At 65.6% G+C, this 22,169-nt stretch carries 21 protein-coding genes; 13 read left to right on the forward strand and 8 right to left on the reverse strand.

Features of this window, described 5'->3' with window-relative positions:
* Positions 1-2: 2 nt before the first annotated feature.
* Positions 3-1,244, reverse strand: coding sequence for a 3-methyl-2-oxobutanoate dehydrogenase (2-methylpropanoyl-transferring) subunit alpha (locus tag AC07OH_RS15265; RefSeq protein ID WP_495301236.1), 1,242 nt, complete (start codon positions 1,242-1,244; stop codon positions 3-5).
* A 206-nt stretch (positions 1,245-1,450) separates the two neighbouring features.
* On the opposite strand from AC07OH_RS15265, the gene AC07OH_RS15270 reads away from it, so the two are divergent.
* A complete protein-coding gene (locus tag AC07OH_RS15270; RefSeq protein ID WP_495301237.1) occupies positions 1,451-2,425 on the forward strand; it encodes a metallophosphoesterase family protein in 975 nt (324 codons plus the stop codon).
* Here the strand turns inward: AC07OH_RS15270 and AC07OH_RS15275 are convergent.
* Positions 2,394-3,008 (reverse strand): DUF308 domain-containing protein, encoded by a 615-nt coding sequence (locus tag AC07OH_RS15275; RefSeq protein WP_495301238.1) that lies wholly within the window; start codon positions 3,006-3,008, stop codon positions 2,394-2,396. The two genes, AC07OH_RS15270 and AC07OH_RS15275, sit on opposite strands and share 32 nt — an antisense overlap.
* A gap of 150 nt (positions 3,009-3,158) precedes the next feature.
* Here AC07OH_RS15275 and AC07OH_RS15280 point away from each other — a divergent pair, with 150 nt between their 5' ends.
* Positions 3,159-4,628 carry an HD domain-containing phosphohydrolase gene (locus AC07OH_RS15280; RefSeq protein WP_495301239.1) on the forward strand — a complete coding sequence of 490 codons (1,470 nt, stop codon included), beginning with the start codon at positions 3,159-3,161 and terminating at the stop codon, positions 4,626-4,628.
* A 25-nt stretch (positions 4,629-4,653) separates the two neighbouring features.
* Here the strand turns inward: AC07OH_RS15280 and AC07OH_RS15285 are convergent, their stop codons facing one another.
* Entirely contained in the window at positions 4,654-8,199 is a 3,546-nt protein-coding gene (locus AC07OH_RS15285; protein WP_495301240.1) for an indolepyruvate ferredoxin oxidoreductase family protein, read from the reverse strand.
* A 235-nt stretch (positions 8,200-8,434) separates the two neighbouring features.
* On the opposite strand from AC07OH_RS15285, the gene AC07OH_RS15290 reads away from it, so the two are divergent.
* Together AC07OH_RS15290 and AC07OH_RS15295 are read left to right on the forward strand one after the other, a co-directional pair.
* Entirely contained in the window at positions 8,435-9,349 is a 915-nt protein-coding gene (locus AC07OH_RS15290; RefSeq protein WP_235926729.1) for a LysR family transcriptional regulator, read from the forward strand.
* A 495-nt stretch (positions 9,350-9,844) separates the two neighbouring features.
* The gene (locus tag AC07OH_RS15295; protein ID WP_495301241.1) at positions 9,845-10,117 is read left to right on the forward strand and encodes a hypothetical protein; all 273 of its coding nucleotides are present in this window, start codon (positions 9,845-9,847) and stop codon (positions 10,115-10,117) included.
* Positions 10,118-10,458: 341 nt separating this feature from the next.
* On the opposite strand, the gene AC07OH_RS15300 is transcribed toward AC07OH_RS15295, so the two are convergent.
* Positions 10,459-11,409, reverse strand: a complete 951-nt coding sequence (locus AC07OH_RS15300) for a class I SAM-dependent methyltransferase (protein WP_495301421.1) — start codon at positions 11,407-11,409, stop codon at positions 10,459-10,461.
* Positions 11,410-11,636: 227 nt separating this feature from the next.
* On the opposite strand from AC07OH_RS15300, the gene AC07OH_RS15305 reads away from it, so the two are divergent.
* The 6 genes from AC07OH_RS15305 to AC07OH_RS15330 all read left to right on the forward strand — a co-directional run bounded on the left by AC07OH_RS15305 (position 11,637) and on the right by AC07OH_RS15330 (position 15,978).
* Complete coding sequence (locus AC07OH_RS15305) at positions 11,637-11,984, forward strand: hypothetical protein (RefSeq protein WP_495301242.1); 348 nt, start codon at positions 11,637-11,639, stop codon at positions 11,982-11,984.
* 96 nt (positions 11,985-12,080) lie between these two features.
* Positions 12,081-12,434 (forward strand): hypothetical protein, encoded by a 354-nt coding sequence (locus AC07OH_RS15310; RefSeq protein WP_495301243.1) that lies wholly within the window; start codon positions 12,081-12,083, stop codon positions 12,432-12,434.
* A gap of 683 nt (positions 12,435-13,117) precedes the next feature.
* Positions 13,118-13,822 (forward strand): hypothetical protein, encoded by a 705-nt coding sequence (locus AC07OH_RS15315; RefSeq protein WP_495301244.1) that lies wholly within the window; start codon positions 13,118-13,120, stop codon positions 13,820-13,822.
* Positions 13,823-13,863: 41 nt separating this feature from the next.
* On the forward strand, positions 13,864-14,856 hold the full coding sequence (locus AC07OH_RS15320) for a tetratricopeptide repeat protein (RefSeq protein ID WP_495301245.1): 993 nt from the start codon (positions 13,864-13,866) through the stop codon (positions 14,854-14,856).
* 142 nt (positions 14,857-14,998) lie between these two features.
* Positions 14,999-15,673, forward strand: a complete 675-nt coding sequence (locus AC07OH_RS15325; RefSeq protein WP_495301246.1) for a tRNA-uridine aminocarboxypropyltransferase — start codon at positions 14,999-15,001, stop codon at positions 15,671-15,673.
* Positions 15,674-15,744: 71 nt separating this feature from the next.
* Complete coding sequence (locus AC07OH_RS15330; RefSeq protein ID WP_354348206.1) at positions 15,745-15,978, forward strand: ATP-binding protein; 234 nt, start codon at positions 15,745-15,747, stop codon at positions 15,976-15,978.
* A 129-nt stretch (positions 15,979-16,107) separates the two neighbouring features.
* Here AC07OH_RS15330 and AC07OH_RS15335 read toward each other — a convergent pair whose 3' ends face one another.
* From AC07OH_RS15335 to AC07OH_RS15350, 4 genes are all read right to left on the reverse strand, one after another.
* On the reverse strand, positions 16,108-16,488 hold the full coding sequence (locus AC07OH_RS15335) for a cupin domain-containing protein (protein ID WP_495301247.1): 381 nt from the start codon (positions 16,486-16,488) through the stop codon (positions 16,108-16,110).
* A 530-nt stretch (positions 16,489-17,018) separates the two neighbouring features.
* Positions 17,019-19,148, reverse strand: coding sequence for a tripartite tricarboxylate transporter substrate-binding protein (locus tag AC07OH_RS15340; protein ID WP_495301248.1), 2,130 nt, complete (start codon positions 19,146-19,148; stop codon positions 17,019-17,021).
* 144 nt (positions 19,149-19,292) lie between these two features.
* Entirely contained in the window at positions 19,293-19,709 is a 417-nt protein-coding gene (locus tag AC07OH_RS15345) for a hypothetical protein (RefSeq protein WP_495301249.1), read from the reverse strand.
* A 196-nt stretch (positions 19,710-19,905) separates the two neighbouring features.
* Complete coding sequence (locus AC07OH_RS15350; protein WP_495301250.1) at positions 19,906-20,229, reverse strand: winged helix-turn-helix transcriptional regulator; 324 nt, start codon at positions 20,227-20,229, stop codon at positions 19,906-19,908.
* A gap of 58 nt (positions 20,230-20,287) precedes the next feature.
* Here AC07OH_RS15350 and AC07OH_RS15355 point away from each other — a divergent pair, with 58 nt between their 5' ends.
* The 3 genes from AC07OH_RS15355 to pyrF are packed head-to-tail and all read left to right on the forward strand — an operon-like array spanning position 20,288 to position 21,969.
* On the forward strand, positions 20,288-20,830 hold the full coding sequence (locus AC07OH_RS15355) for a carboxymuconolactone decarboxylase family protein (RefSeq protein WP_495301251.1): 543 nt from the start codon (positions 20,288-20,290) through the stop codon (positions 20,828-20,830).
* Between the two features lie 60 nt (positions 20,831-20,890).
* A complete protein-coding gene (locus tag AC07OH_RS15360) occupies positions 20,891-21,217 on the forward strand; it encodes an EthD family reductase (RefSeq protein ID WP_495301252.1) in 327 nt (108 codons plus the stop codon).
* A gap of 41 nt (positions 21,218-21,258) precedes the next feature.
* Positions 21,259-21,969, forward strand: coding sequence for an orotidine-5'-phosphate decarboxylase (pyrF, locus tag AC07OH_RS15365; RefSeq protein ID WP_495301253.1), 711 nt, complete (start codon positions 21,259-21,261; stop codon positions 21,967-21,969).
* Positions 21,970-22,169: the final 200 nt, after the last annotated feature.

A 22,169-nucleotide genomic window follows, 5' to 3' on the forward strand; every position in this document is an offset into this window, starting at 1 on the left:
CGTCACCCCTCGGACGCCAGCTGTTCGCGCTGGCGCTTCAGGTGCTCGGGCATGTCCTTGTAGACGTCCTCGAACAGGGCGGCGTCGCCCGCGACGTGCCCGTCGGCCATGGAGCCGAAGCGCTCGGCCTCCTTCACCGCGGTGTTCACCTGCGTCTGCAAGTCGGCCTGCGTTTGCGCGTGCTCCTGCTGCGACCAGGCGCCGATGGCCGTCAGGTGCTGCGCCAGGCGCGCGATCGGATCGCCCAGCGGGAAATGCGCCCAGTCGTCGGCCGGGCGGTAGCGCGACGGGTCGTCCGAGGTCGAATGCGCGCCGGCGCGGTAGGTGACCCACTCGATCAGCGTCGGCCCCAGGTTGCTGCGGGCGCGCTCGGCCGCCCAGCGCGAGGCCGCCAGCACCGCCAGGAAGTCGTTGCCGTCGACGCGCAGCGACGCGATGCCGCAGCCCACGCCGCGCGCCGCGAAGGTGGTGGCCTCGCCGCCGGCGATGGCCTGGAAGGTCGAGATCGCCCACTGGTTGTTGACCACGTTGAGGATCACCGGCGCGCGGTAGACGTGCGCGAAGGTCAGCGCCGTGTGGAAGTCGGACTCGGCGGTGGCGCCGTCGCCGATCCAGCCCGAGGCGATGCGCGTGTCGCCCTTGATCGCCGAGGCCATGCCCCAGCCCACCGCCTGGATGAACTGCGTGGCCAGGTTGCCCGAGATCGAGAAGAAGCCGGCCCGCTTCATCGAATAGCACACCGGCAGCTGCCGCCCCTTGAGCGGGTCGCGTTCGTTGGACATCAACTCGCAGGTCAGCTCCAGCAGCGTCACATCGTCGCGCGCCAGCAGCAGCCCCTGCTGGCGGTAGGTGGGAAAGCACATGTCGCCCTGCTGCAGCACCAGCGCGTGGCCGGTGGCGATGGCCTCTTCGCCCAGGCACTGCATGTAGAAGGAGATCTTCTTCTGCCGCTGCGCGATCAGCATGCGGGCGTCGAAGGCGCGTGTCTTCATCATCGCGCGCAGGCCGCGGCGCAGCAGCTCGGGGTCGGCCGGCGGCGCCCACGGGCCGACGGCGCGGCCGTCGTCGTCGAGCACGCGCACCAGCGTGTAGGCCAGGTCGCTGGTGTCGGCCGGCGATGCGTCGACCGGGGGTTTTCGCACCTCGCCGGCACGCGACAGGTGCAGGTAGGAGAAATCGGTCTCGTGCCCCGGCCGCCCGGTGGGCTCCGGTACATGCAGACGAAGAGATGTGCCTTGGCTCATCGCGTTGTCTCCGCGCTCGATGGCATCGCGCGCCACCACAGCCTAGCGAATTTCGGGCGCGGGCGCAGCCGGTCGAGGCCGCGTTCTTTCCGACCGTCGGTGCCGCCGAGCCCTTGCGGCCCGCGGCATGCGCCTCCCATGGATGGGGGAGGCGACGTTTCGGGGCGGCTCCTAGCATCCGCGCACCCACAACGAGGAGCCTCCCGATGAAGATCGCCTTTACTTCCTGCTTCAGTGCCCAGACCTTCAAGGAGCAACCTGTCTGGAACCAGGTGGGCGCGTCCGGCGCCACGCACCTGGTGCTGCTGGGCGACTCGGCCTACTACGACGCGGACGGCTCCAGCATGGGCGCGGTCAAGGCCATGGGCGCGAACGACTTCGCGATCCACGCCTTCGGCCGGCTGCGCGACCAGCTGAACCAGAAGGAGTTCGCCAAGCTCGTGCGCAAGACCGACCTGCAGATCCATCCGATCTGGGACGACCACGACTTTCTGTGGAACGGCGCCTGCGGTGCGCAGATCGAGGGACAGCCGTCTTACCGGCACCTGCTGGACCCGACCCGCGCGGCGTTCCAGGAATACCGCAAGGCGCTGGATTCGCACGATCCGAAGACCTTTCCCAAGGCCGGCGATCCCTGGGCCTCGGGCGTTCCCGAACCCGGCTACCGGCCCCTCATGCTGAGCAATGTCGGCGATGCGGATGGTCCGGTGATGCTGCACCTCACCGACGGCCGCAGCTACAAGACCAAGGGCGGCGAGGACGCCGTGCTCGGCAAGAAGCAGATGAACAAACTGAAGAAGGCCATCGAAGACTCGGACGAGAAGACCGTGCACCTGATCGCCAGCGGCCTCACCTTCGAAGCCCGCCACGGCGAGACCTGGATGGATTGCGCGGCCGAGCACGCAGCGATCCTCAAGCTCGCGGAGAAGCGCCGCATCCTCATCCTCAGCGGCGACGTGCATGAGAACCGCTTCGCCGTGCCGTGGCCGGCGGGCCCCTGGAGCCTGTTCGAAGCCACGTCTTCCGGCGCCGCGCTGCGTACGGCCGTCACCGTCGGCGCGCTGCAGTGCAACTGGGGGCTCGTCGACATCACGAAGGACCAGGTGAGCATCGAGCTGTCGCAGCTGAACATGGACACGCGCCGTCGCGTCATCGACCGCAAGAAGTGGAAGATGCTGTAGGCGTGGCGGTGAGCGGGTTCACGGGCCGCTCCTGCGGCTTGCGAAGCAGGATCACGAGCCCGGAGATCAGGAAGTACACGGCGCCCACCGTCGCATAGCCTGCGAGCGTCTGCAGGACCGGGGCGTCGGTGCCTTGCCGTGCGACGAAGAGGCCGCCGGCCAGCGCAGACTGCGCGCCGCTCAGCATCATCACCCACTGCCCCCGATGGCGCTTTCGGCGGCGAACGGCCGTCGCCAGCTGCAGAAGACCCGACACGATGGCCCAGGCGCCGAAGATGGCCAGGCCGATCTGGAGCCCGAGCACCAGGGAGGCCACCACGGCCACGGTGACCAGTGCGCTGATCCAGGTGTTCAGCATCTGGCTGGGGTTGGCCCGGGGGCCGCCCGTCATCCGGGCGTCCACCAGGTTCGCCAGCGCGTCCCACGCCGGATAGACGACCAGCAGGATCGCCGTCAGCACCGGCGACTGCCTGGCGACGGTGAAGGCCAGCGCGACCCACACGAAGGAAAAGGCCGCACGGGTGAGGTAGAGCTTGCGCAGCCAGGCGGCCGGCTGCAAAGGGGATTGGATGATGTCGGACATGGAAGGGGGGAGGTAGGAGGAGGGGGCGCGCCTCGCACGAGGCGGGTGCAACGATTCTTCTGCGTTCCCCCGGACCGCGGTATCGGTCGAATGACCGACACGCGCCCCACCGGCGGCTGTGCGATGCTGTGCGCTCGCCCCCGCGATCCCATGCCCGACGACACCACCCTCACCGCTTTCGACGCGGCCCGCGCGCTCGCCTTCATCGGCGACCTGAGCATGGGCCAGCCTATCGACCATTCCCTGCGCACCGCCTGGCTGGCCGGCATGATCGCGACGCAGGCCGGCTGCCACGCGGCGCAGGTCGAGGTCGCGCAACACGTGGCGCTGCTGCGCTGGTCGGGCTGCACGGCGAACGCGCAGGAGTTCGCGGACTTCCTGGAAGACGACGTGCTGGGTCGGCGAGCGCTTCTGGCCTCCGCGCAACCGCGCCTGCGCCAGCCCCGCCAGGCGTCCATCCCCGGGGCCGTCGTGGCGATGGCCCAGATCCATTGCGAGATTGCCGGCGACATCGCGAACATGCTCGGCCTGGGGCCCGAGGCCGAAGCCGCACTGCGCGCCGTCTTCGAGGCCTACGACGGCAGCGGCGTCCCCGGCCTGCTGCAGGGCGAGGGCGTGCCGCTGGCGACCTACGTCGTGGCCCTGGCGAGCGATCTCGAAATCTTCAGCCGCCTCTACGGGCTCGACGAAGCCCTCACGCTCGCGAGGGGGCGCGCCGACAGCCTCTACCCCGGCTTCCTGGTCGACGCCTGCGCGCCGCACGCTGCGGCGTGGATGACGCGGCTCGATGCGTCGCCCGCGCCGTGGACCGATGCCGCCGACCCGCCGGTGTCGATGCGCCGGCGCGTCGGGCTGGAACTCGTCGGCGACGTGAGCGACCTCAAGCTGCCCTGGATGACGGGCTACTCGCGGCGCGTGGCCCGCCTGGCGCGCGACTGTGGCGCCCAGCTGGGCATGAGCGAAGCGATGTGCCATCGCATCCACCGGGCCGGCCTGATCCACGGCATCGGGCGGGCCGCGGTGCCCAACGCCATCTGGAATGCGCCCGAGCCGCTGCCGGCCGCGTCGATGGAGCGCCTGCGGCTCGTGCCGTACTGGACGTCCCGCGCGGCGGGGCAGATCGACGGTCTCGCGGCAGAAGCGGAGATCGCCTCGTTCGCCTTCGAGCGGCGCGATGGCTCCGGCTACTTTCGTGGCCGCTCCGGCGCGTCGATGCCGCTCGAAGGGCAGGTCGTCGCGGCGGCCGAGCAATGGGTGTCGCACCGCACCCGCCGCCCGTGGCGACCCGAACTGACCGATGCCCAGGCGCGCGATCGCATGCAGGCGGACGTCGAGGCCGGTCGCTTCGACGCGGAGGTCATCAGTGCGCTGCTCGCTTGTGCGCTATCGGGCACGCCTGCGAAGCCCGTGGTGCCCGCGCAGGACGACGCGTCGCTGTCCCAGCGCGAGCTGGACGTCCTGCGTTGCATCAGCCAGGGTGACAACACGAAGCAGGTCGCGCGTGCGCTGGGCATCAGTGCGAGCACGGTGCGCACGCACGTCGAACGCGTGTTCCGCAAGCTCGGTTGCTCGACCCGCGCGGCCGCCACGCTGAAGGCCTCTGCCAGAGGCCTGCTGTAGCGGGCCGCGCTGGCCGCTCCATCGACTAGGCGGCCACAGGCTCCGGCCGAACCGCCCGCGCAGGCGCCGCGCTGTCGAGCTGCCCGCGCAGCATCTCCCACCGCACGCGCGCCGACACGATGCTTTCTTCCTTCACATGCCCGAAGCCGCGGATCTGCTCCGGCAGGCGCGCCAGCGCCAGCGCGGTGTCGAAGTCGATGCGTTCGAAGCGCGCGAGCAGGTCTTCGACCATCGCGCGGTAGTCGGCCACCAGCTGGCGCTCCATGCGGCGCTCGGCGGTGCGGCCGAACGGATCGAGCGCCGTGCCGCGCAGGCCGCGCAGCTTGGCAAGCACGCGGAAGGCGCCGAGCATCCATGGGCCGAAGCTGGTCTTGACCGCGCGGCCTTCGGCATCGCGACGGCCCAGCACCGGCGGCGCCAGGTGAAAGCGCAGCACCGGCTTGCCTTCGAACTGCTCGCCGAGCTTCTCCATGAAGCGCGGGTCGGCATACAGGCGCGCCACCTCGTACTCGTCCTTGTAGGCCATGAGCTTGAAGAGGCCCGAGGCCACGGCCTTGGCCAGCACCGTGCTGCCGCGCGTGCGTTGTTCGGCGTCGCGCACGCGTTCGACCAAGTCTGCATAGCTGCGTGCGTAGGCCGCGTTCTGGTACGACGTGAGGAACGCGGTGCGGTCGGCCACCAACACCTCGAAGCTCTGCGGCTTCTGGAGCGACACCACCTGCGCCGGCGCGGCCTGGCGCGTGACGGCCGCGAGGTCGAGCGCTGCCTTGCGGCCCCAGCGGAACGCGGCCTGGTTGGCCTTCACGGCCACGCCGTTGATCTCGATGGCCTTGTCGAGCGCCTGCGCCGACAGCGGCACGAACCCCTTCTGGAACGCGAAGCCCAGCAGGAACAGGTTGGCCGCGATGGCGTCGCCCATGAGGCGCGTGGCCAGCTGCGTCGCGTCGATGAAGTCGGCGCGGCCTTCGACCGATTCCTCGATGAGCGCGCGCACCTGCGCGGCCGGGAACTGCCAGTCGGGCTGCTGCGCGAAGTGCCCGGTCGGCTGCTCGAAGGTGTTGACCAGCGCATAGGTGCGGCCCGGCCGCATGCGCGCGATGGCGTCGGGCGCGCCGGCCGTGAGCATGTCGCAGCCCAGGATCAGGTCGGCCTCGCCGGTGGGAATGCGCTGCGCCTTCAGCTGCGCCGCGTCGCGCGCAATGCGGACGTGCGACGTGACCGAGCCGTTCTTCTGCGACATGCCCGTCATGTCGAGCACGCTCACGCCCTTGCCTTCGAGGTGCGCCGCCATGCCGATCAGCGCGCCGATGGTGATCACGCCCGTGCCGCCGATGCCGGTGATGAGGATGTTGTGCATGCCTTCGAGCGCGAGCGGCACCGGCGCGGGCAGGGCGGGTTCCTCGGCGGCCTTCACGGCCACGGGTGCATGCTTGCGCGGCTTCACGCCTTCGACCGTCACGAAGCTCGGGCAGAAGCCCTTGATGCACGACTCGTCGGCGTTGCACGCGCTCTGGTCCACGCTGCGCTTCAGGCCCAGGTCGGTTGGCTTGGGCAGCAGGGCGGTGCAGTTCGATTGCTCGCCGCAGTCGCCGCAGCCTTCGCACACCGCGTCGTTGATGAACACGCGCCGCGCGGCGGGCGGAAATTCGCCCTTCTTGCGGCGGCGGCGCTTCTCGGCCGCGCACACCTGGTCGTAGATCAGCACCGACACGCCCTCGAAGCCGCGCAGCTCGCGCTGCACCGCGTCCATGTCGTCGCGGTGGTGAACGCTCAGCGCAAAGAAGCCGCCGCGGTCGGGCGGCAGCAGGCTGCGGTCGGCCCAGCGGGTCGGGTCCTCGGCCACCAGCGCGATGCGCTTCACGCCTTCGGCCGCCACCTGGTGCGCGATGCGCGGCACGGTGATCGGCCCGTCGACCGGCTGGCCGCCCGTCATCGCGACCGCGTCGTTGTAGAGGATCTTGTAGGTGATGTTCACGCCCGCCGCCACGGCCGCGCGAATCGCCAGCGAGCCCGAGTGGTAGTAGGTGCCGTCGCCCAGGTTCGCGAACACGTGCTTGCGCTTGGAGAACCACGCCTGCCCCAGCCACGGCGCGCCTTCGCCGCCCATGTGCGTGGTGGTGCGGTTGTGCTCGGGGTAGATGGCGGTGGCCATCACGTGGCAGCCGATGCCCGCGAGCGCCAGGCTGCCTTCGGGCACCTTGGTCGAGGTGTTGTGCGGGCAGCCCGCGCAGTACCAGGCCGGTCGCGAGGGCGTGGCCACGGCCTTGCCGAGCACCACGTCTTTCGCGTCGAGGATCGCCAGCCGCATGCGGATGCGGTCGCTGGTGTGAAAGCGCGCCACGCGCCCGGCGATGACGCGCGCGATCTGCGCCACCGAGAAGTCGGCCGTGGCCGGCAGCAGCCACTGGCCGCGCGGGTGCGCGCCCCATTCGCCCTGTTCGTCGAACTTGCCGATGACGCGCGGGCGCACGTTCTCGCGCCAGTTGTACAGGTGCTCCTTGAGCTGGTACTCGACGATCTGGCGCTTCTCTTCGACCACCAGGATTTCTTCGAGCCCGTCGGCAAACTCGCGGATCGAGTCGGGCTCCAGCGGCCAGGGCATCGACACCTTGAACAGGCGGATGCCGATGCGCGCGGCCTCGTCGGCGTCGATGCCCAGTTCTTCCAGCGCTTCGAGCACGTCGCGGTACGACTTGCCCGAGGCCACGATGCCCAGCCGTGCCTGGGGCGAATCGATGGTCACGCGGTTCAGGCGGTTCTCGCGCGCGTAGGCGATGGCGGCGTAGATCTTGTAGTCCTGCATCAGCGCTTCCTGCTTGCGTGCCTGCACGCCGAGCGTGTCGGTCGACAGCCGCGCATGCACGCCGCCGGGCGGGAACGCGAAGTCCTTCGGCAGGCGCGTGTGCACGTCGAGTGCGCCCGCGGCAATGGAGCCCGACGACTCCACCGTGTCGGCCAGCGCCTTGAAGCCGACCGGCAGGCCGGCAAAGCGCGACATCGCAAAGCCGTGCAGGCCCAGCTCGATGTATTCCTCCACGCTCTGCGGGTAGAGCATGGGAATCATCGAGGCGGCGAACAGGTGGTCGCTCTGGTTGGGCAGCGTGGACGACGACGCGCCGTGGTCGTCGCCCGCCACCAGCAGGATGCCGCCCTTGGGCGAGGTGCCCGCGTGGCTCATGTGCTTGAACACGTCGCCGCAGCGGTCCACGCCGGGCGCCTTGCCGTACCACATGGCAAACACGCCATCGACCGCGCTCTCGCCGGTCAGGTGCACCTGCTGCGTGCCCCACACGGCGGTGGCGGCCAGTTCCTCGTTCACGCCGGGCAAAAACTTGACGGCATTGGCTTCGAGCTGCGGCTGGGCTTTCCACAGCGCTTCGTCCAGGCCGCCGAGCGGCGAGCCGCGGTAGCCCGAGACAAAGCCCGCGGTGTTCAGGCCGGCCTGCTGGTCGCGCCATTTCTGAACGAGCATGAGGCGCACCAGCGCCTGGATGCCGCTCAGGTAGATCCGGCCTTCGGTGGCCGTGTATTTGTCGTCCAGCGCAACGCTGGCGAGTTCGTGGGTTGCCATGAGAGAAAGGACTCCGGGTAGGACTCGTGGAATGCGGCGTGGCCCCGGTAGAGGGCCGGCCCGCGAAACGCCTCGCCGGGGTTGCCGCCGAGACAGCGACGATTCTTTCGCACCTCGGACCGAAAGTGCTTCTTCGTTTCGACGGGGAAACCCGCATTCCGGAAGAACCATCGCCGCCGCCGTCGATTCGCCGAAAGGCCTTCGGCCACGCGGCCGCAACCGCACAGGCCCGACAATGTCCGCCCGATCGACCGAGGACCCGATGAGACCCGACCTGGATTCGCTGGCGCTGTTCCTGCGCGCCATTGAGCACGGCAGCCTGTCCAAGGCGGCCGCCGAGAGCCACATGGTGCTGTCGGCCGCGAGCCGGCGCCTGGCCATCCTCGAGAGCCAGCTCGGCGTGGGGTTGCTCAACCGCACCTCGAAGGGCGTCACGCCCACGGGTGCGGGCGAGTCGCTGGCCATGCACGCGCGCCAGATCCTGCGCGATGTGGACCGCATGCGCGCCGACCTGTCGGACTACGCGCAGGGCGCCACCGGCCGCGTGCGGCTGCACGCCAACGCGTCGGCCATGGGCCAGTTCCTGCCCGACGACGTGGCCAGCTTTCGGCTGCGCTACCCCGAGATCCGCGTGAGCGTGGAAGAACACCGCAGCGTCTACATCGTGCAGGCGATTCGCGACCGCCAGGCCGACGTGGGCGTGATCACCAGCGAGGCGGTCGACCCGGCGCTGCACTTCATTCCGTACCGCACCGACCGGCTCGTGGCCATCGTGCGCCAGAAGCATCCGTGGCGCGGGCGCGAGGTGTCGTTCGAAGAACTGCTCGACTTCGATTTCGTGGGGCTCGAAGACGACTCGGCCATCTCCCGCACCATGGAAGACGCCGCGATGAGCGCACGCAAGGTGCTGCGCCTGCGCGTGCGCGTGAAGAGCTTCGAGGCCGTGTGCAGGATGATCGAAGCAGGGATGGGCGTGGGCATCCTGCCCGAGGGGGCGGCGGTGACCTACCGCAAGGAGATGAAGCTGCGCTTCATCAACCTCACCGATGCGTGGGCGTCACGACGGATGTACCTGTGTACGCGGCAGGAGGCGTTGAGCTTTCCGCAGCGTCGGTTGGTGGATCATTTGTTGGCGCGAGGAATGCCTTAGTTTTTCTCGGCGTGCCTTTGCGCTGCAATTGCTGCTGTCCAGGGCGACGCCCACGCCGACGGCGTACTCCCCTCCGCGAATGTCCCCCGGCCTGCGGCCTCCTCCTTGATTTCGCTGCGGGGAGCACGCCATCGACGTGAGCGTGTTCAGCGCTGCTGCGGACTGGCGCGGCGCCGCTCACGAGGCCGGCGCGCGGCGCATTGCGGAAGCTGCATTTGTTGGCGCGCTTCGAGACTTCGTGCCGCACGAAATCGGCACTGCGCCGGGCGCTTCTCTAAAGTAGCTGCCCCTGCCACTCAAAACCCCACCAAGGGGACCCGGAAGACACCACACACAGCCATTGAAATGTTGAAAGGCTGCTTGCCTCGCGGCAGGTTGTCGGTGCGAAAGCAGCGATGCAAATGCGAGGTATCAAAAGGCGACGGCCGGGGTGTAACTAGCACCCCAGCCGTCTAACCAAGTTCGTGCAACCACCTTGGAAGGAACCGCACAAAAATGGCTACCAAGACTATAGCCCGGCCCCGCACGCCGGTATCCCCCGCCGGAAACGCCCACGAAGACCCGGCGAACCTTCTCGAAAACACACTCGCCCAACTCGAAGCCCTGCTGTGGGTCTGCCACGGGGAAGACATCGACTGGTGCAGCGGCGAAGGGCCCCGGCAACTGGACAACCTGCTGTGGCTTGCGGCGGAACTGGCGCGCAAGGCGGGGGAGTTGTTTCAGGCGAGTGAGAAGGCGCGGCGTGGGGCGCTTGAGACTGGAAGTTAGCGGTGAGGCTGCGGGCTGCGGATCTCGCGGCCCGCCTGACGGGCCGGGTCCTTCCGGGCACGATCTGCGCCGCCATGCCGCCCGGGCTGAAGTCTTCGCGATGGACCCAATTTGGCCCGGTCGAGGTTGCTCGCGGGTAGGTCTTGGTGGCAGTTATGCGCTCCACTGCTGATCGTCGGCAGACAAGGCAGGCGCCCGCTTTGCAGTGGTTGCTGACATCCCCTCGGCCCAGCGCGAATGGGTACTATCGGCCAGGACCAGTCATTCGACAGCTTGCTTCAATTCACACGAAGGCGCTCCATGGGGCCGTCCGCCCGTGGCGCTAGTGCGTAGCGCACCCTTCAGACCTCGGGTTGAACACCCGGCGGTGCCCGGTACACCAACACCTTCAACGACCGCTCGTCGGACACGTCGGGAAAGGTGCTTGGGTTCGCCAGTCTTTCCACGAAATCCAGCTCCGGCGCCAGCGCGCTCATTTGCTCCTGCAGGAATTTTGGTCCCAGTTCTGGGGCATTGAGGCATAGCAGGACAAGGCCGTCGGGCTCCAGCAGGTCAGGCAAGCGCTTGATCAGCCGGGCGTAGTCCTTGGTGGCAACGAAACTTCCCTTTTGATAGCTTGGTGGGTCAACGATGACCAGCCCGTAAGGGCCTCCGCGCGCGATTTTTCCCCACGAACTGAAAAGGTCATGAGGGAGGAAGCTCGCGCCGGCGAGCACGCCGTTGGCGCGGTGGTTCTGTTGTCCCACGGCCAGAGCGCCCTTGCTCATGTCCAGGTTGGTGACGTGCCGGGCCCCTGCCTGCAATGCGACCACCGAAAACGCGCAGGTGTAAGCAAACAGGTTGAGCACCTTGACGCGCGACCGGGCGTCTGGGCGCGCCTTCACAAACGCACGAACCCAGCGCCGTCCTTCGGCCATGTCGAGAAACAGCCCGTGGTTCTGGCCCCGGCCCACGTTAACGCGATAGCGAGCGCCGTCCTCGGTGACCCAATGCGGGTCGGGCACCGAACCGCCCATGAGTTGTGTGCTGCTCTGGCCTTCATGCCGGCACTGAAACACCCACTGCAGCGTTTCACCCGGTGCCAACTGTGACCAGCGACGCTCCAGTGCGGCGCCAATTGCAGCCAGTTCGCCGTCGGTCACAGGCTTGAAGCTGGTCAACACCCAAACCGGTGGGAAAAAGTCGAGCGACAAGTGAGCGCACGTTGGATGAAGCCCACCGCGCCCGTGGAAGATGCGCTGCGCATCCACCGGTGCGGACATTGAAGCGATTGCGTCGAACAGGGGCTGCATAGGCATAGACTCCCATTCTGACCGGATATCGCGGTGGTCCTGGCCAAGACTTCACTGGGCGAACTGGACCGCCAAGCCTCAGAAGAGAGGTGACGTAGGCTGCCGATGGGAGGACTATGGGGTTTCGAAAATGGCTCAGCTCCGCTGGAGGAGCATTGCTCGGCGCCATACCAGCTTGTTCGGCGGCATGCAGCCTCGCGCCATCCGCGTATGACCTGGAAGCATTCTTGACGCAACGGGACTCATTGCAAGTGGTCATGCTTGCAAAAGTTGTTGCGGTTGAGGACCTACCACCTCGCCCGCAGATGGTCTCTGAGCAAGAAGTCGATTTTGAGGTGCTGCGTTCGTGGCGCGGAGGGAATCAACCGACGATTGTCGCGACTATCGGCGTCGGGGAACCAAGTGGTACCAGTTGCAACGGCATTGGCGACCTACGCGTGAAGCTGAGGCAAACATGGCTCATGGTGGGAAGCTACGACAATACCGGCTTTAGGCCGTCGGCGCTCAAAAGCAAGCTTCTTCCCGATGGTGTACTTCCCGCTGAGACATTGAAGCTGCTGGAGTCCAGCAAATAGCCGATGACGGCCAACAGCGGACCTTCGCCAACGCCCTCCACTAACGCCGCGGCCCCCCAACTACAGTGAGCTTGATTCTGATCTTGCGCGTCAAAGATGTACTTTCTTTCTGTCTTCCAAGACAAACGCGAAATTGTTGCGAGGCGCCCGTTTGCGGACTTTGCCGATGCGGTTGCTGCTTGTGGCGACTACTACGAACCGAGGACGTTGGGAGCGGTGCTTGAATTCAATGTTCAGGTGACCGGCAAAATATTTCGCCGTGCTACCGCTCAACTCGCGCGGCCCGAGGATGTTTCTTTTGAGTACGCCGACTCGCCCGTTGCGTGGAGAGCAGCGAAGCAATCGAACGCCTTCAGATTCGACCATTCCTATCACTTTCTTGTTGAAAGTGAAGCTGGCATTGAGCAGACCGAGCAGTGGCAGCGTGACGATGAGGCGGATGCCGAGTAGCAGCAGGTGACGCCCGCATCTGGCAAGCGGCTGCAACCAGCTTCAGTCGGCCAAGACCGGACGCTCGCTGGTGGCGCTCAATTCGCCCGATAGCAGACTTAGCGGGATCTAGTGTCGTGGACGAGTACGGCGCAAGAACAGATAAGGAGAGACATGTTCCTTAGAGCATTCATGGCGGCTTGCGGTGCGCTGTTGTTAGTTGCGTGCTTCAGTCCTAACGGCGGGCGACAAAGCTGCGAGTTGAGTGCACCACCAAGCAACGCTCAAGTCCAAGAAACTCATGGCACAACTCTCCTGATATATCCAAGCACGGTTCCGCCTCAGTACTCTGGATGTAGGAGCGTTTGGTTTTCCAATGGTCAGCTATTCGCTCGCGTTCGAGTGGAATATGGGGACGTGAGGTCCGTCTATATCCAAGCGCCTGACAAAACTCCGGTTGTGTGCGAGTTCGAGATATCGGGGCAACTGAAACTCGGAGACGCCCGCAGATGCCTTCCTCAGGAAAGATGGCTGTTGAACTGAAATGTCTACGACGCGGAGCGGTGTCGTGCCCGTGAGATGACGTGTTTCAACGTACGCCTCGGCATGACCGGCTACAGTCGGCCAGGAGCCGACGTTCATCGAGACCTGCCAATTCGTACAACAAAGTCCATGTTTCGAGCGAATGGGACAGCAATAGCGAAATGACCCCACCAACTCTCCTGCTCTTTCTAGCAGTCGGTACTGCGCTTCTGAGTGGGTGCGCGACCTCAAGCAAGTACGCTCTTGACGTCGAAAGTGGACCTCAGAATCCGTCAATCAAACTCGTCGACAAAAGAAGCGAAGACCAGAAGCGAGCAGAAGTGATGTCGGGGAACATCACGGATTGCTGGTATGGCGTCTACCGCCTGGGTGACGAACAAACGGAGCCGGGACGCCTTTCGTACTTGATGAGCGCCCTCGACTCTCGCTTGGGTCGCGAATTTGCCGGGAAGACCGTTCAGATCGACACGTTCGAGGTGTTCAACAATTGGCAATCGATTCTTCGCCCCAGCAGCCGTGGCGGTGCCGATTCAACTGGGGCCGCTTATGGCCTGGCACCGCCCACATCGGGTGCAGGGGTTGTCGGCACGGCGCTAGGGACAGCGATAGTGGGCGCCATGGCGAGCAGCGCTTGCCGAGCCAACTCGCCCAAGCTGGCTGTCGACCGGAATCCGAGCAATCTGCCGGCAGTCATCGTCAACTACGACCTTGCGGTCGATTCAAGACGCGTGAAGGGCACAGTCTTACAACTGGACCCTCAGGGGTCGGACTCTACTAGCAGAGGGGCTTTCGTGAGCGAGCGCGTGAAACGCGCAATGTTGAGTGCCGTTGAAGCCATAGCAAGTGAATTGAAGGCAAGCCAATAGTCGCCCGACGATCGACGGCCTTATGGGCTCGCGAATTTCTGGTGCGCCCCTTTTTCGCCATCAGCTCGTCCGGCTACAGTCGGCTAGGTACGGACGTCAACTTCATCGTCAAAGCGTTCGCCACTTTGACCTTTGACAGAATGAACATGGGCAAAGAACTAATTGTCATAGGTGCAATCGCTTTCTCTGCGCTGGCTAGCTCTAACGCCCACGCCGGTCTACGGGAGGGGCTGGAAGCGATCAAGGCGCAGCAGTGCGAACAAGGCTTCTCGCAAGTACACCTGGCCGCCGAGGAGGGTAGCGCGCTGGCTCAGCGTTACATCGGGCACTACTACAGTCTGAGTTGGGGGCAGGAAAAGGATTGGTCAAAGGCTGCGGCCTGGTACAGCCGGGCCGCAGCTGGGAATGACCCCGGCGCACAGGCCAGACTCGCGCTTTACTACTTCAATGGGACGCTGGGTGTAGCGCGCGACTGCGCGAAGGGTCGGCAATTTGCCTTGCAAGCCGCAGCGCAGGAATGGGGGCATGCCTATGCAATGTTGGCCTCTTCTTATGAGGGTGACATGTGCGGTATCTCCGACTTTAAGGAAGCTATCCCGTGGTTCGTGAAGGCTGCAGAAAAGGGGTATGCAAGCGCTGCGCAGGTCATTGGCGTCCACTATTGGCAGGGCCGAGGTGTCAAGAAAGATTTTGACGAGGCCTACAAGTGGTTCTCGCGGGCGGCCAATCAAGGAGATGCAATTTCCATGTATCAATTGGCCCTGATGTACCTTGGTGACGGGCGCAAGCAGGACGTGGTGCAAGCCATGACCTGGATCGAATTGGCGCGAAAGACGGGCGTCAAGGACGAATACACAAGCGAGCGCCTGGAGCAGCTACGCCAGCAATGGGGCGCCCAACTCAAGCCTGAACAGCGTCAGGAGGTGGATCAGCGGGTGACGCAATTCCAGCCCAAGCCCCTGCTGCCGCAACTGATTGAACATGAATGGCAAGAGGACTTGGAGGCTGCTGCGCGCTGGGACGCCCGACAATGACCGGTTCAGGCGCCCAGGAATGTCTCTTGTGGGCCCACTGCGGTCTTTCGACACTGTCCAAAGCTGCCGGTCGTCGCGCCAAGGCTAAGAGACATCTCCTTCCACGCATTGTCTAGCCAGGCACGCTGAACAAAATCCAGTCATGTCCGTCGCTTTAGTCCCACGCCCCCAGTGCACCGCTTGCCTGCGCCCGCTCAGCGCCTGCATCTGCCGCTGGGTCGCGCCCACCGCCCACGCAGTGGAGGTACTAGTGCTGCAGCACCCGCTCGAGGTACACCAAACCAAAGGCAGTGCTCGCCTGCTGCACCTCAGCTTGGCGCACTGCCGCTTGGTGGTGGGTGAGGCATTTGCCGTGCCCGTCTGGCCGGTGGATGGCAAGCACACGCTGCTGCTGTACCCGGACAGTCTGCAAGATACCGCGCCGGACCTGCGGGTCCCATCCCCGCTACCGCCCGAGTGGCCGCAAGCCCCGTCGCGCCTGCGCCTGGTCGTGCTGGACGGCACCTGGCGCAAAAGCCGAAAGATGCTCTACCAAAGCCCGCCACTGCAACAGTTGCCCCGCTTGGCCCTGCACAACCTGCCGCCTTCGCACTACCGTATCCGCAAAGCCCATGGGCCCGACCAACTGTCCACGCTGGAGGCGACCTGCTACGCCTTGGGCCAACTGGAAGGCGGTGCGGCGCGGTTCCAGCCCTTATTGAATGCCTTCGACGGGTTTGTAGAGCACTTGGAGCAGGCTGGTGGGCAGCGAAACGCGCAAACCGACAAGTCCTGCCCTCGACCAAGGGCTACGGGGTTCATTCAAGTGACCGGCTAAATGGCTGGTTTTGGCCGACTGGAGCCGCCGGCATGCTACCTTCCGGCCGATACGGCTCGTTGGAATCATGGATGGACGTACATCAGCCTCGCCGCCCGCACCGACCCGGTTGGCTGCCCGTTGTTGACGCCGCGCGTTGCACGGGCTGCGGCTGGTGCGTCGCCGCGTGCGACCTTCACCTTCTCAGTCTCGAAGTCGAGCAATGGAAGAAGTCGTCGACGCTTCAAGACGCGGATCGGTGCACGGGCTGCAGCGATTGCGCAGTGACTTGCCCTTTTCATGCGATCACCATGCGAAAGGGCTGAAACGCCCTCGGCGCCCGGCTCGCCGCCCATGCACTCCGTAGACCCGGGCGCGTGAGCCGGACGGTCGCGAGTGTCACGCCCCGTTCGACCATCCCGAAGAAGTCCCTTCCCGAGGCCTTTCACCTCGGGTCAGCTTTTGGACTTTGCGTATTCCTCCGCGCTCATCATCTCCAGCCCGACGAACGGAGCGTTGCCTTCGACCCATGCGTCGTGACCCGGCGGAATGGTGTACGACATGCCTTCCTCGATGACGGTCTGCGAGCCGTCATTCATTTGCACGGTGATCCGGCCGGACACCGCGTACCCGACGTGAGCCACCTGGCAACTGTCCGTGCCCACGACTGGCTTGATGCACTTCGACCAGCGCCACCCGGGCTCGAACTTGAAGCGTCCGAGCGTGTAGCCCTCGAGGCGGACCACTTCGACCCGGGTCTTTTCGGGCTGTCGAACCTCATCCGGTTCGTTATGGGATTTCGTCTGAAGCTTGTTGACGTTCATCGGACTTGCCATCGCGACTCTCCTTGCGGCACGAGTGAGCAAACAGTCCGCGGCAGTCTCGTGCCGAACCGCACGTGAACGATGGAATGGTAGTCCTGGGCCAGGCTTGCGGTGATCTGCTTCTTGCACGAAAGTGCCGCTCTTGCAGCGGGTTTCATGTGGCAGTTTGCGTAAGCCGGGTTACAGAAAATCTTCGTCCACCACCAGCGACAGCACGGACCCGCGCAGTCGCTGGGCCCCGTTCGATTCGGGCTCCCGGCGCAACGCCTCGGGATGGACGACTGGAGTGGATACCCGGCCTCGCAGCGCGCGCTGCTCGAACTGCTGCCGTTACTGGTTCAGAAACGAAAAAGGCGGTGCCATTGCGAATGCCAGGACCAGGGAGCTGAATGCGCCTACCGTGGCCGAGATACGGTTCGAGTGATGGTGCGAGATGGGATGGTTCAACCTGCGATGGACGAAGTCCGGCAAACGCTTCGCGTGGCCCGCGCCGACATCGCCGGCGTGCGTGACGTTCTCGGCAAGGCAACGCAGCAGCGCCCTCAACGCACCGGTGATGAAAGCGCACGCATCCAGCGTTCGCGCTCTTCGTCTTCCAGCGCCAGCAGGCTCTCTGGCGAACCGCCTCCGCCGACGACTCGAAGGTCTTGCAAATGCTTCTGCACCTCGGGCTTGGCAAGCACCTGGCCCACGGCTTCCTGCACTATGCGATTGGACGCGGCCTCCGAATTCGCGGGCGCCCAGAGGCTGAAGTGATCGTACGCTGTGTAGCCGGTCAAGGGCGCGCTCGACGCCAGCGTCGGCCACGGCACCCCCTCGAAGCTTTGCGGGTGCGCCGGGTTGGCGGTGGTGCCCAGCACGCGCAACTGGCCGCGCCGCACGGCGACCGCCACGCCGTTCACGGGCGCGAACAGCAGGTCCACCGCATGCTCCTTCGTGATGACGTCCGAGTCGGGGTACATGCCCTTGAAGACCACGCGCTGCACGTCGACGCCGCTGCGTGCGCGGAACTGGCCGAAGGCGAGGTGGCCCGTCCAGCCGTCGTCGCCCGTGCCGATGCGCAGGCTGCCCGGGTGGGCGCGTGCGTAGGCCAGCAGGTCGTCCGTGCTGCGGATGCCCAGCGTGTCGGCCTTCGTGCTGTCGATGGCCAGCACCAGAGGCTCCGACGTCAGCAGCGTGACGGGGCGAAGGGAATGCATCAGCGCATCGATCGGCGCGGGCTGGTGCACGCCCTGGATGCCTCCGCGCGGCAGCCGCAGTGCCGCGAGCAAGACCTTCTCGTTGCCGCCGTCCGTCATCAGCCGGCGATAGTCGGCCTCGGTGGCTTTCGGCACGTGATCGACCTGCACGCCGCGTCCCAGCAGGTGGGGCAAGTGGCTGGCCAGCATCTCGGCATAGTGGCCGCTGCGGCCACCGGGCGGAACCAGCACGGTGACGTGCAGCGCGGGCTGCGGCACGGCGGCAAGCCATTGCCCCGCATCGTTCATCAGGCCATAGCGTATTTCCCATGCGCCGCCCGTGGACGTGTTGCGTACCAGGGCTTCGACCACCCAATGGCGGCCCATGCGGTGGAATTGCCGGATGATCGGCCGGTCGTCCTGCCACCCGGGCGGCCGCCAGTCCTCTGGGAACGCGCCTGAGACGACGGCGTAGCCATGACGGAACCGGCGCGCGGATTCGAACTGCGGCGCGATCGCCCATCGGCCTTGCGCGTTCTGGTAGCCCCATCGGCCGGTGTCCGCGTCCTTGACCGGCCGCAGCGCGGCGCCGGCATCGCTGCCGCCGTGCAGTCGTTGCCAGCGGCACACCTGCGGCGTGCTGGCGTTGCGCTGGAGGTCCAGCCCGGCGGCGGTGCACAGCCGGATGCGCCGCTGGGCGGTTGCGTCGGGCCGCTCGCCGAAGATGAACGGAATCACCATGCGTCCGCGCGCGTCGATCAGGCCCGAGCCGGTGGAGCCAGGCGTCACCATCTGCCGCTTGTAGTCCATCCACTGTGCAGTGGTGATGTCCCGCGGCGGGGCGGGGGGGCTCCACTGTCCCCGTGCATCGCGCAAGCCGGGCTGTGCGAACACCGTGTCCACCTGCAGCTCGGAAGGCACGGGCCTGGATCCGTCGGGCATCAGGTAGGAGAGGGCCGCGGGGGAGTCTGCGGAGATCGTGTCCTGACCATCGCAACTCACGGGCGGAACGGCCCACTGGCCTTGCGCATCGATGCGCCCGTTGGCCGTGGTGGCGCGCAGTCCGCCGCCGGGCTTTCGCTCCACCAGCCACACCCGGTGCAGCGGCTGCAGTGCGGGATTGAGGGAGATGTATTCCTGCCGCACGACCTGCCAGCGGCCGCCGCAGAAGCTGCGCGCCGTCGGTGAAAGGAAAAGCACGCGCCCGTCGAGGCCGTCGAACAACGCGGGGGCGCGCTCGCTGTGCTTGCCCGGATTCAGGCTCAACCAACGCGCCCGTTCGATCAGGTTGGGGGCGATGCCGATGGTGAAGGTGAAGATGTCTTCCCACGGTGGCGCCTGTGCATCCACTGGCTGCAGTTGCCAGGTCGGCTGCATCGGCATGGTGCGCTCCGGATTGGCGTACAGCTCTTGGTAGGTCGGTGGCGCTGCGCGGGCCGGACCGAGGGCGATGCCGAGCCACAGCAGGGCGGCAAAGAGACGCAGCCGCTTCATCGGGCGAGCAAGAAACAAGGGTTCAGCCTCGGGTCGTGGCCGTAGATGGAGGCCATCCCATCGCAGGCATCGCAGTTCGCCGAGGCGCTCGCGGTTGAACGCGCGGCGGCTGTCTGCCCGGTTGAACGATTTGTGGGCCCTCGCTCAAACTTCGTATGCATAGATGCAAGTGAGCTCGGCCCCTTTCAGCGCGGATTGAAAGGGCTTAGGCGCATTCTTGAGGATGGCGCCAAAGCTGGCGTTGAGTCTGCCGGCACCCATGCTGCCCTTGTATTTGATGCTCTTGGGCTTGGCTTGAAGCTGGAGCCTGTTCGAACCGGACAGCACAGCCTCCAACCTGAAGATGCCACGACGAAAGTCAGTGGACTCGGAGGTTTCTGCCTGTGGTGAGACCAGGCGCATGGTTTGCCCGCGGTAGGAGAGTTTCAGATCGATCTCCACGATGGAGGCGGGCACATCACCCACCAAGGTGAGTGCATGCCCCGCGCGAGTCCCCGTGCAGTTCAGTCGCGCCGTATTGGCACCTGCAATGGCCTGACCCGAGAGGGCGAACAGCAACACGAGGGGGCAGAGAGGCAAGATTTTTCTCATAGGTCTTCCATGGGACTGAGGCGATGTGTCCCGCACGACCTGCGAGACAAGCTGGGCAGCGCGAACATGCCGGTCACGGTCTCCTCCAAAAAAACGTTTCTGATCATAGGCGGAGCCATTCGCCGCTGATGCTCAGCGGTGGTACGCCATGGCGCGAGTCACCTTCTCATCGCTTTCCATGCCCCCACTGGTCCGCCCAGGTTGACAACGGCTTCAACGCCTTCGAAAGCCGCCGTCCTTCGTCCGTCAGTCGATAGCCACCCTCGGCATGTTCGACCAGGCCGACTTCCCTCAGTTCAGTGAGCCGCGTGTTGAGCAACCGGGTGTTCGTCTCGCAAGCGTCTTGCAGGGCCCTGAAGGTCAGCGAGCCCTCCCGAAGTTCCCAGAGCACGCGCAGCGCCGTGCGCCGGCCCAGCAGGTCCAGCGCGACCATGAGGGGGCGGCCGGTGGTGGAGCCGCGAACGGGTTGGCCGATGCGAGGTGTCGTCATGCTTTACTTTATACAGCAACGTGCCTACGATGGCGTGGCCATTGAATCAGGAGTCTGCATGCCCGCACGCATCGAACCCGCAACGCCACCATTTGGCGAAGACATTTCCAGGTCACTCGACAGGGTGATGAAGGGACAGCCTCCCTTGCGGCTGTTCACGACGTTGGCACGCGACGCGCGTCTGTTTCAAAAGTTCTTTGCCGGCGGGCTGCTGGACAAAGGCCACTTGAGCATCCGACAGCGCGAAATCGTGATTCATCGCACAACGGCATTGTGCAAATCCGAATATGAATGGGGTGTCCACGTCACGGCCTTCTCAAGGTTCGCCGGCCTGACGCCGGAGCAGGTTCAGGCGACCGTCACGGCGTCGGCGAACGACGCCTGCTGGTCGGCCGAGGACCAGGTGCTTCTGCGCCTGTGCGACGCCTTGCACGCGCACGCCGACATCGACGATGGACTGTGGGACGCGTTGCGAACGTACTTCAGCGAAGAAGCCATCATCGAACTGCTGATGCTGGCCGGCTTCTATCGCACCGTCAGCTACCTCACGAACGGGCTGCGCCTGCCCTTGGAAGCGTCGGGCGCGCGATTCCCCGCTTGAGTCGGTGTCTGGCCGAGCTGTCGGCGTACCAACCAGCGTGCAACCACAGGAGAAATCTCGATGATCAAGGTCAGTGTCATGTACCCCTACGCCGCAGGCGCGCGCTTCGATCACGCGTACTACCGCGAGCGGCACATGCCCATGATGAAACGACTGCTCGGCGCAGCGTGCCTGTACTACATGGTGGACAAGGGAATCTCGGGGCGTGGTGCGGGCACCGACCCTGCGTACATCGCGAAGTGCGAATTCGTCTGCACTTCTGTCGAAGCGTACCGGGCAGCCTCTGCCCAGCACCAGGAGGAGATCCGGGGCGACATCGCCAACTACACGGACATTCAACCCATGGTGCAGATCAGTGAGGTGATCGTGGAGCGTTCGGAAGCCTGAGTTTCTTCCGAGCGCGGGGCGTCGGCATGGAGGACAAGTCAATGAGTACAGACAGCCGCATCATCGTTTCGCTCGACTTCCCTGCCGCCGCATTGGCGGCGGACCTCGTGAAGCAGCTGGGCGCAGCGACCACGCACTACAAGGTCGGCCTGCAGCTGCTGACGGCGGCCGGACCTTCGGTCGTTCGCGAGCTCGTTGATGCAGGTAAGCGCGTTTTCCTAGACCTCAAGCTGCTGGAAATTCCAAGCTCGGTGGCCGGTGCGGTCACCGCAGCCGGACACCTGGGGGCTTCGATGGTGACTGTGCACGCCTCGGGCGGTTCCGCCGTGCTTCGCTCGGCGGTCGAGGCCGCGAGCCCGTTCCCTCAACTCAAGGTTCTGGCGCTCACCGTCATCACCAGCATGAGTGACCAGGATCTGGAAGAGGTGGGCGTCGGCTCGACGGTTCCAGAGCAGGTCGCACGACTGGGCCGTCTGGCAGCCGCGGCTGGTTGCCATGGCGTTGTGTCGTCGCCATTGGAGGTGAGGCTGCTTCGCGAGATCCTGCCGCCCGATGCCCTGATCGTGACGCCGGGCACGCAGCTTCCAGGGGATGAAAAGAATGACCACGCGCGGGCTGCGACGCCCTCGCAGGCCATCGGGGCGGGCGCGACGCACGTGGTCATCGGCCGTCCCATATCGCGTGCCGCCCATCCTGCTGCCGTGTTCGCGGCCGTGCGCGCTGAGCTGGCGACCGCCATCCGGCAACGCTGAAGCGGTCAGGCTGGCTTGGACTGGCGATCGCGCAAAGCGATCGACGGCTGCCCAGCGCCGACCCTGTCGATGCGACCGTCGACGCGGGTCACGCCTGCGCAGAAATCAACAGGCCGTTCAAAAGCGCGGTACCCACGACACAGCGCCATACAAGCAACTGCACAGTTGCCTTCACAGTGTTCTTTCGCCGTCGTCGGCGC

The organism is Variovorax sp. GW821-FHT10C12 (genome assembly GCF_059415405.1).

What these genes read in the sequence shown, in the direction of transcription:
- AC07OH_RS15265 (WP_495301236.1), bottom strand. Translation starts at nt 1,244, where the DNA reads ATGAGCCAAGGCACATCTCTTCGTCTGCATGTACCGGAGCCCACCGGG.
- AC07OH_RS15270 (WP_495301237.1), top strand. Translation starts at nt 1,451, where the DNA reads ATGAAGATCGCCTTTACTTCCTGCTTCAGTGCCCAGACCTTCAAGGAG.
- AC07OH_RS15275 (WP_495301238.1), bottom strand. Translation starts at nt 3,008, where the DNA reads ATGTCCGACATCATCCAATCCCCTTTGCAGCCGGCCGCCTGGCTGCGC.
- AC07OH_RS15280 (WP_495301239.1), top strand. Translation starts at nt 3,159, where the DNA reads ATGCCCGACGACACCACCCTCACCGCTTTCGACGCGGCCCGCGCGCTC.
- AC07OH_RS15285 (WP_495301240.1), bottom strand. Translation starts at nt 8,199, where the DNA reads ATGGCAACCCACGAACTCGCCAGCGTTGCGCTGGACGACAAATACACG.
- AC07OH_RS15290 (WP_235926729.1), top strand. Translation starts at nt 8,435, where the DNA reads ATGTCCGCCCGATCGACCGAGGACCCGATGAGACCCGACCTGGATTCG.
- AC07OH_RS15295 (WP_495301241.1), top strand. Translation starts at nt 9,845, where the DNA reads ATGGCTACCAAGACTATAGCCCGGCCCCGCACGCCGGTATCCCCCGCC.
- AC07OH_RS15300 (WP_495301421.1), bottom strand. Translation starts at nt 11,409, where the DNA reads ATGCAGCCCCTGTTCGACGCAATCGCTTCAATGTCCGCACCGGTGGAT.
- AC07OH_RS15310 (WP_495301243.1), top strand. Translation starts at nt 12,081, where the DNA reads ATGTACTTTCTTTCTGTCTTCCAAGACAAACGCGAAATTGTTGCGAGG.
- AC07OH_RS15315 (WP_495301244.1), top strand. Translation starts at nt 13,118, where the DNA reads ATGACCCCACCAACTCTCCTGCTCTTTCTAGCAGTCGGTACTGCGCTT.
- AC07OH_RS15325 (WP_495301246.1), top strand. Translation starts at nt 14,999, where the DNA reads ATGTCCGTCGCTTTAGTCCCACGCCCCCAGTGCACCGCTTGCCTGCGC.
- AC07OH_RS15330 (WP_354348206.1), top strand. Translation starts at nt 15,745, where the DNA reads ATGGACGTACATCAGCCTCGCCGCCCGCACCGACCCGGTTGGCTGCCC.
- AC07OH_RS15335 (WP_495301247.1), bottom strand. Translation starts at nt 16,488, where the DNA reads ATGGCAAGTCCGATGAACGTCAACAAGCTTCAGACGAAATCCCATAAC.
- AC07OH_RS15340 (WP_495301248.1), bottom strand. Translation starts at nt 19,148, where the DNA reads ATGAAGCGGCTGCGTCTCTTTGCCGCCCTGCTGTGGCTCGGCATCGCC.
- AC07OH_RS15350 (WP_495301250.1), bottom strand. Translation starts at nt 20,229, where the DNA reads ATGACGACACCTCGCATCGGCCAACCCGTTCGCGGCTCCACCACCGGC.
- AC07OH_RS15355 (WP_495301251.1), top strand. Translation starts at nt 20,288, where the DNA reads ATGCCCGCACGCATCGAACCCGCAACGCCACCATTTGGCGAAGACATT.
- AC07OH_RS15360 (WP_495301252.1), top strand. Translation starts at nt 20,891, where the DNA reads ATGATCAAGGTCAGTGTCATGTACCCCTACGCCGCAGGCGCGCGCTTC.
- pyrF (WP_495301253.1), top strand. Translation starts at nt 21,259, where the DNA reads ATGAGTACAGACAGCCGCATCATCGTTTCGCTCGACTTCCCTGCCGCC.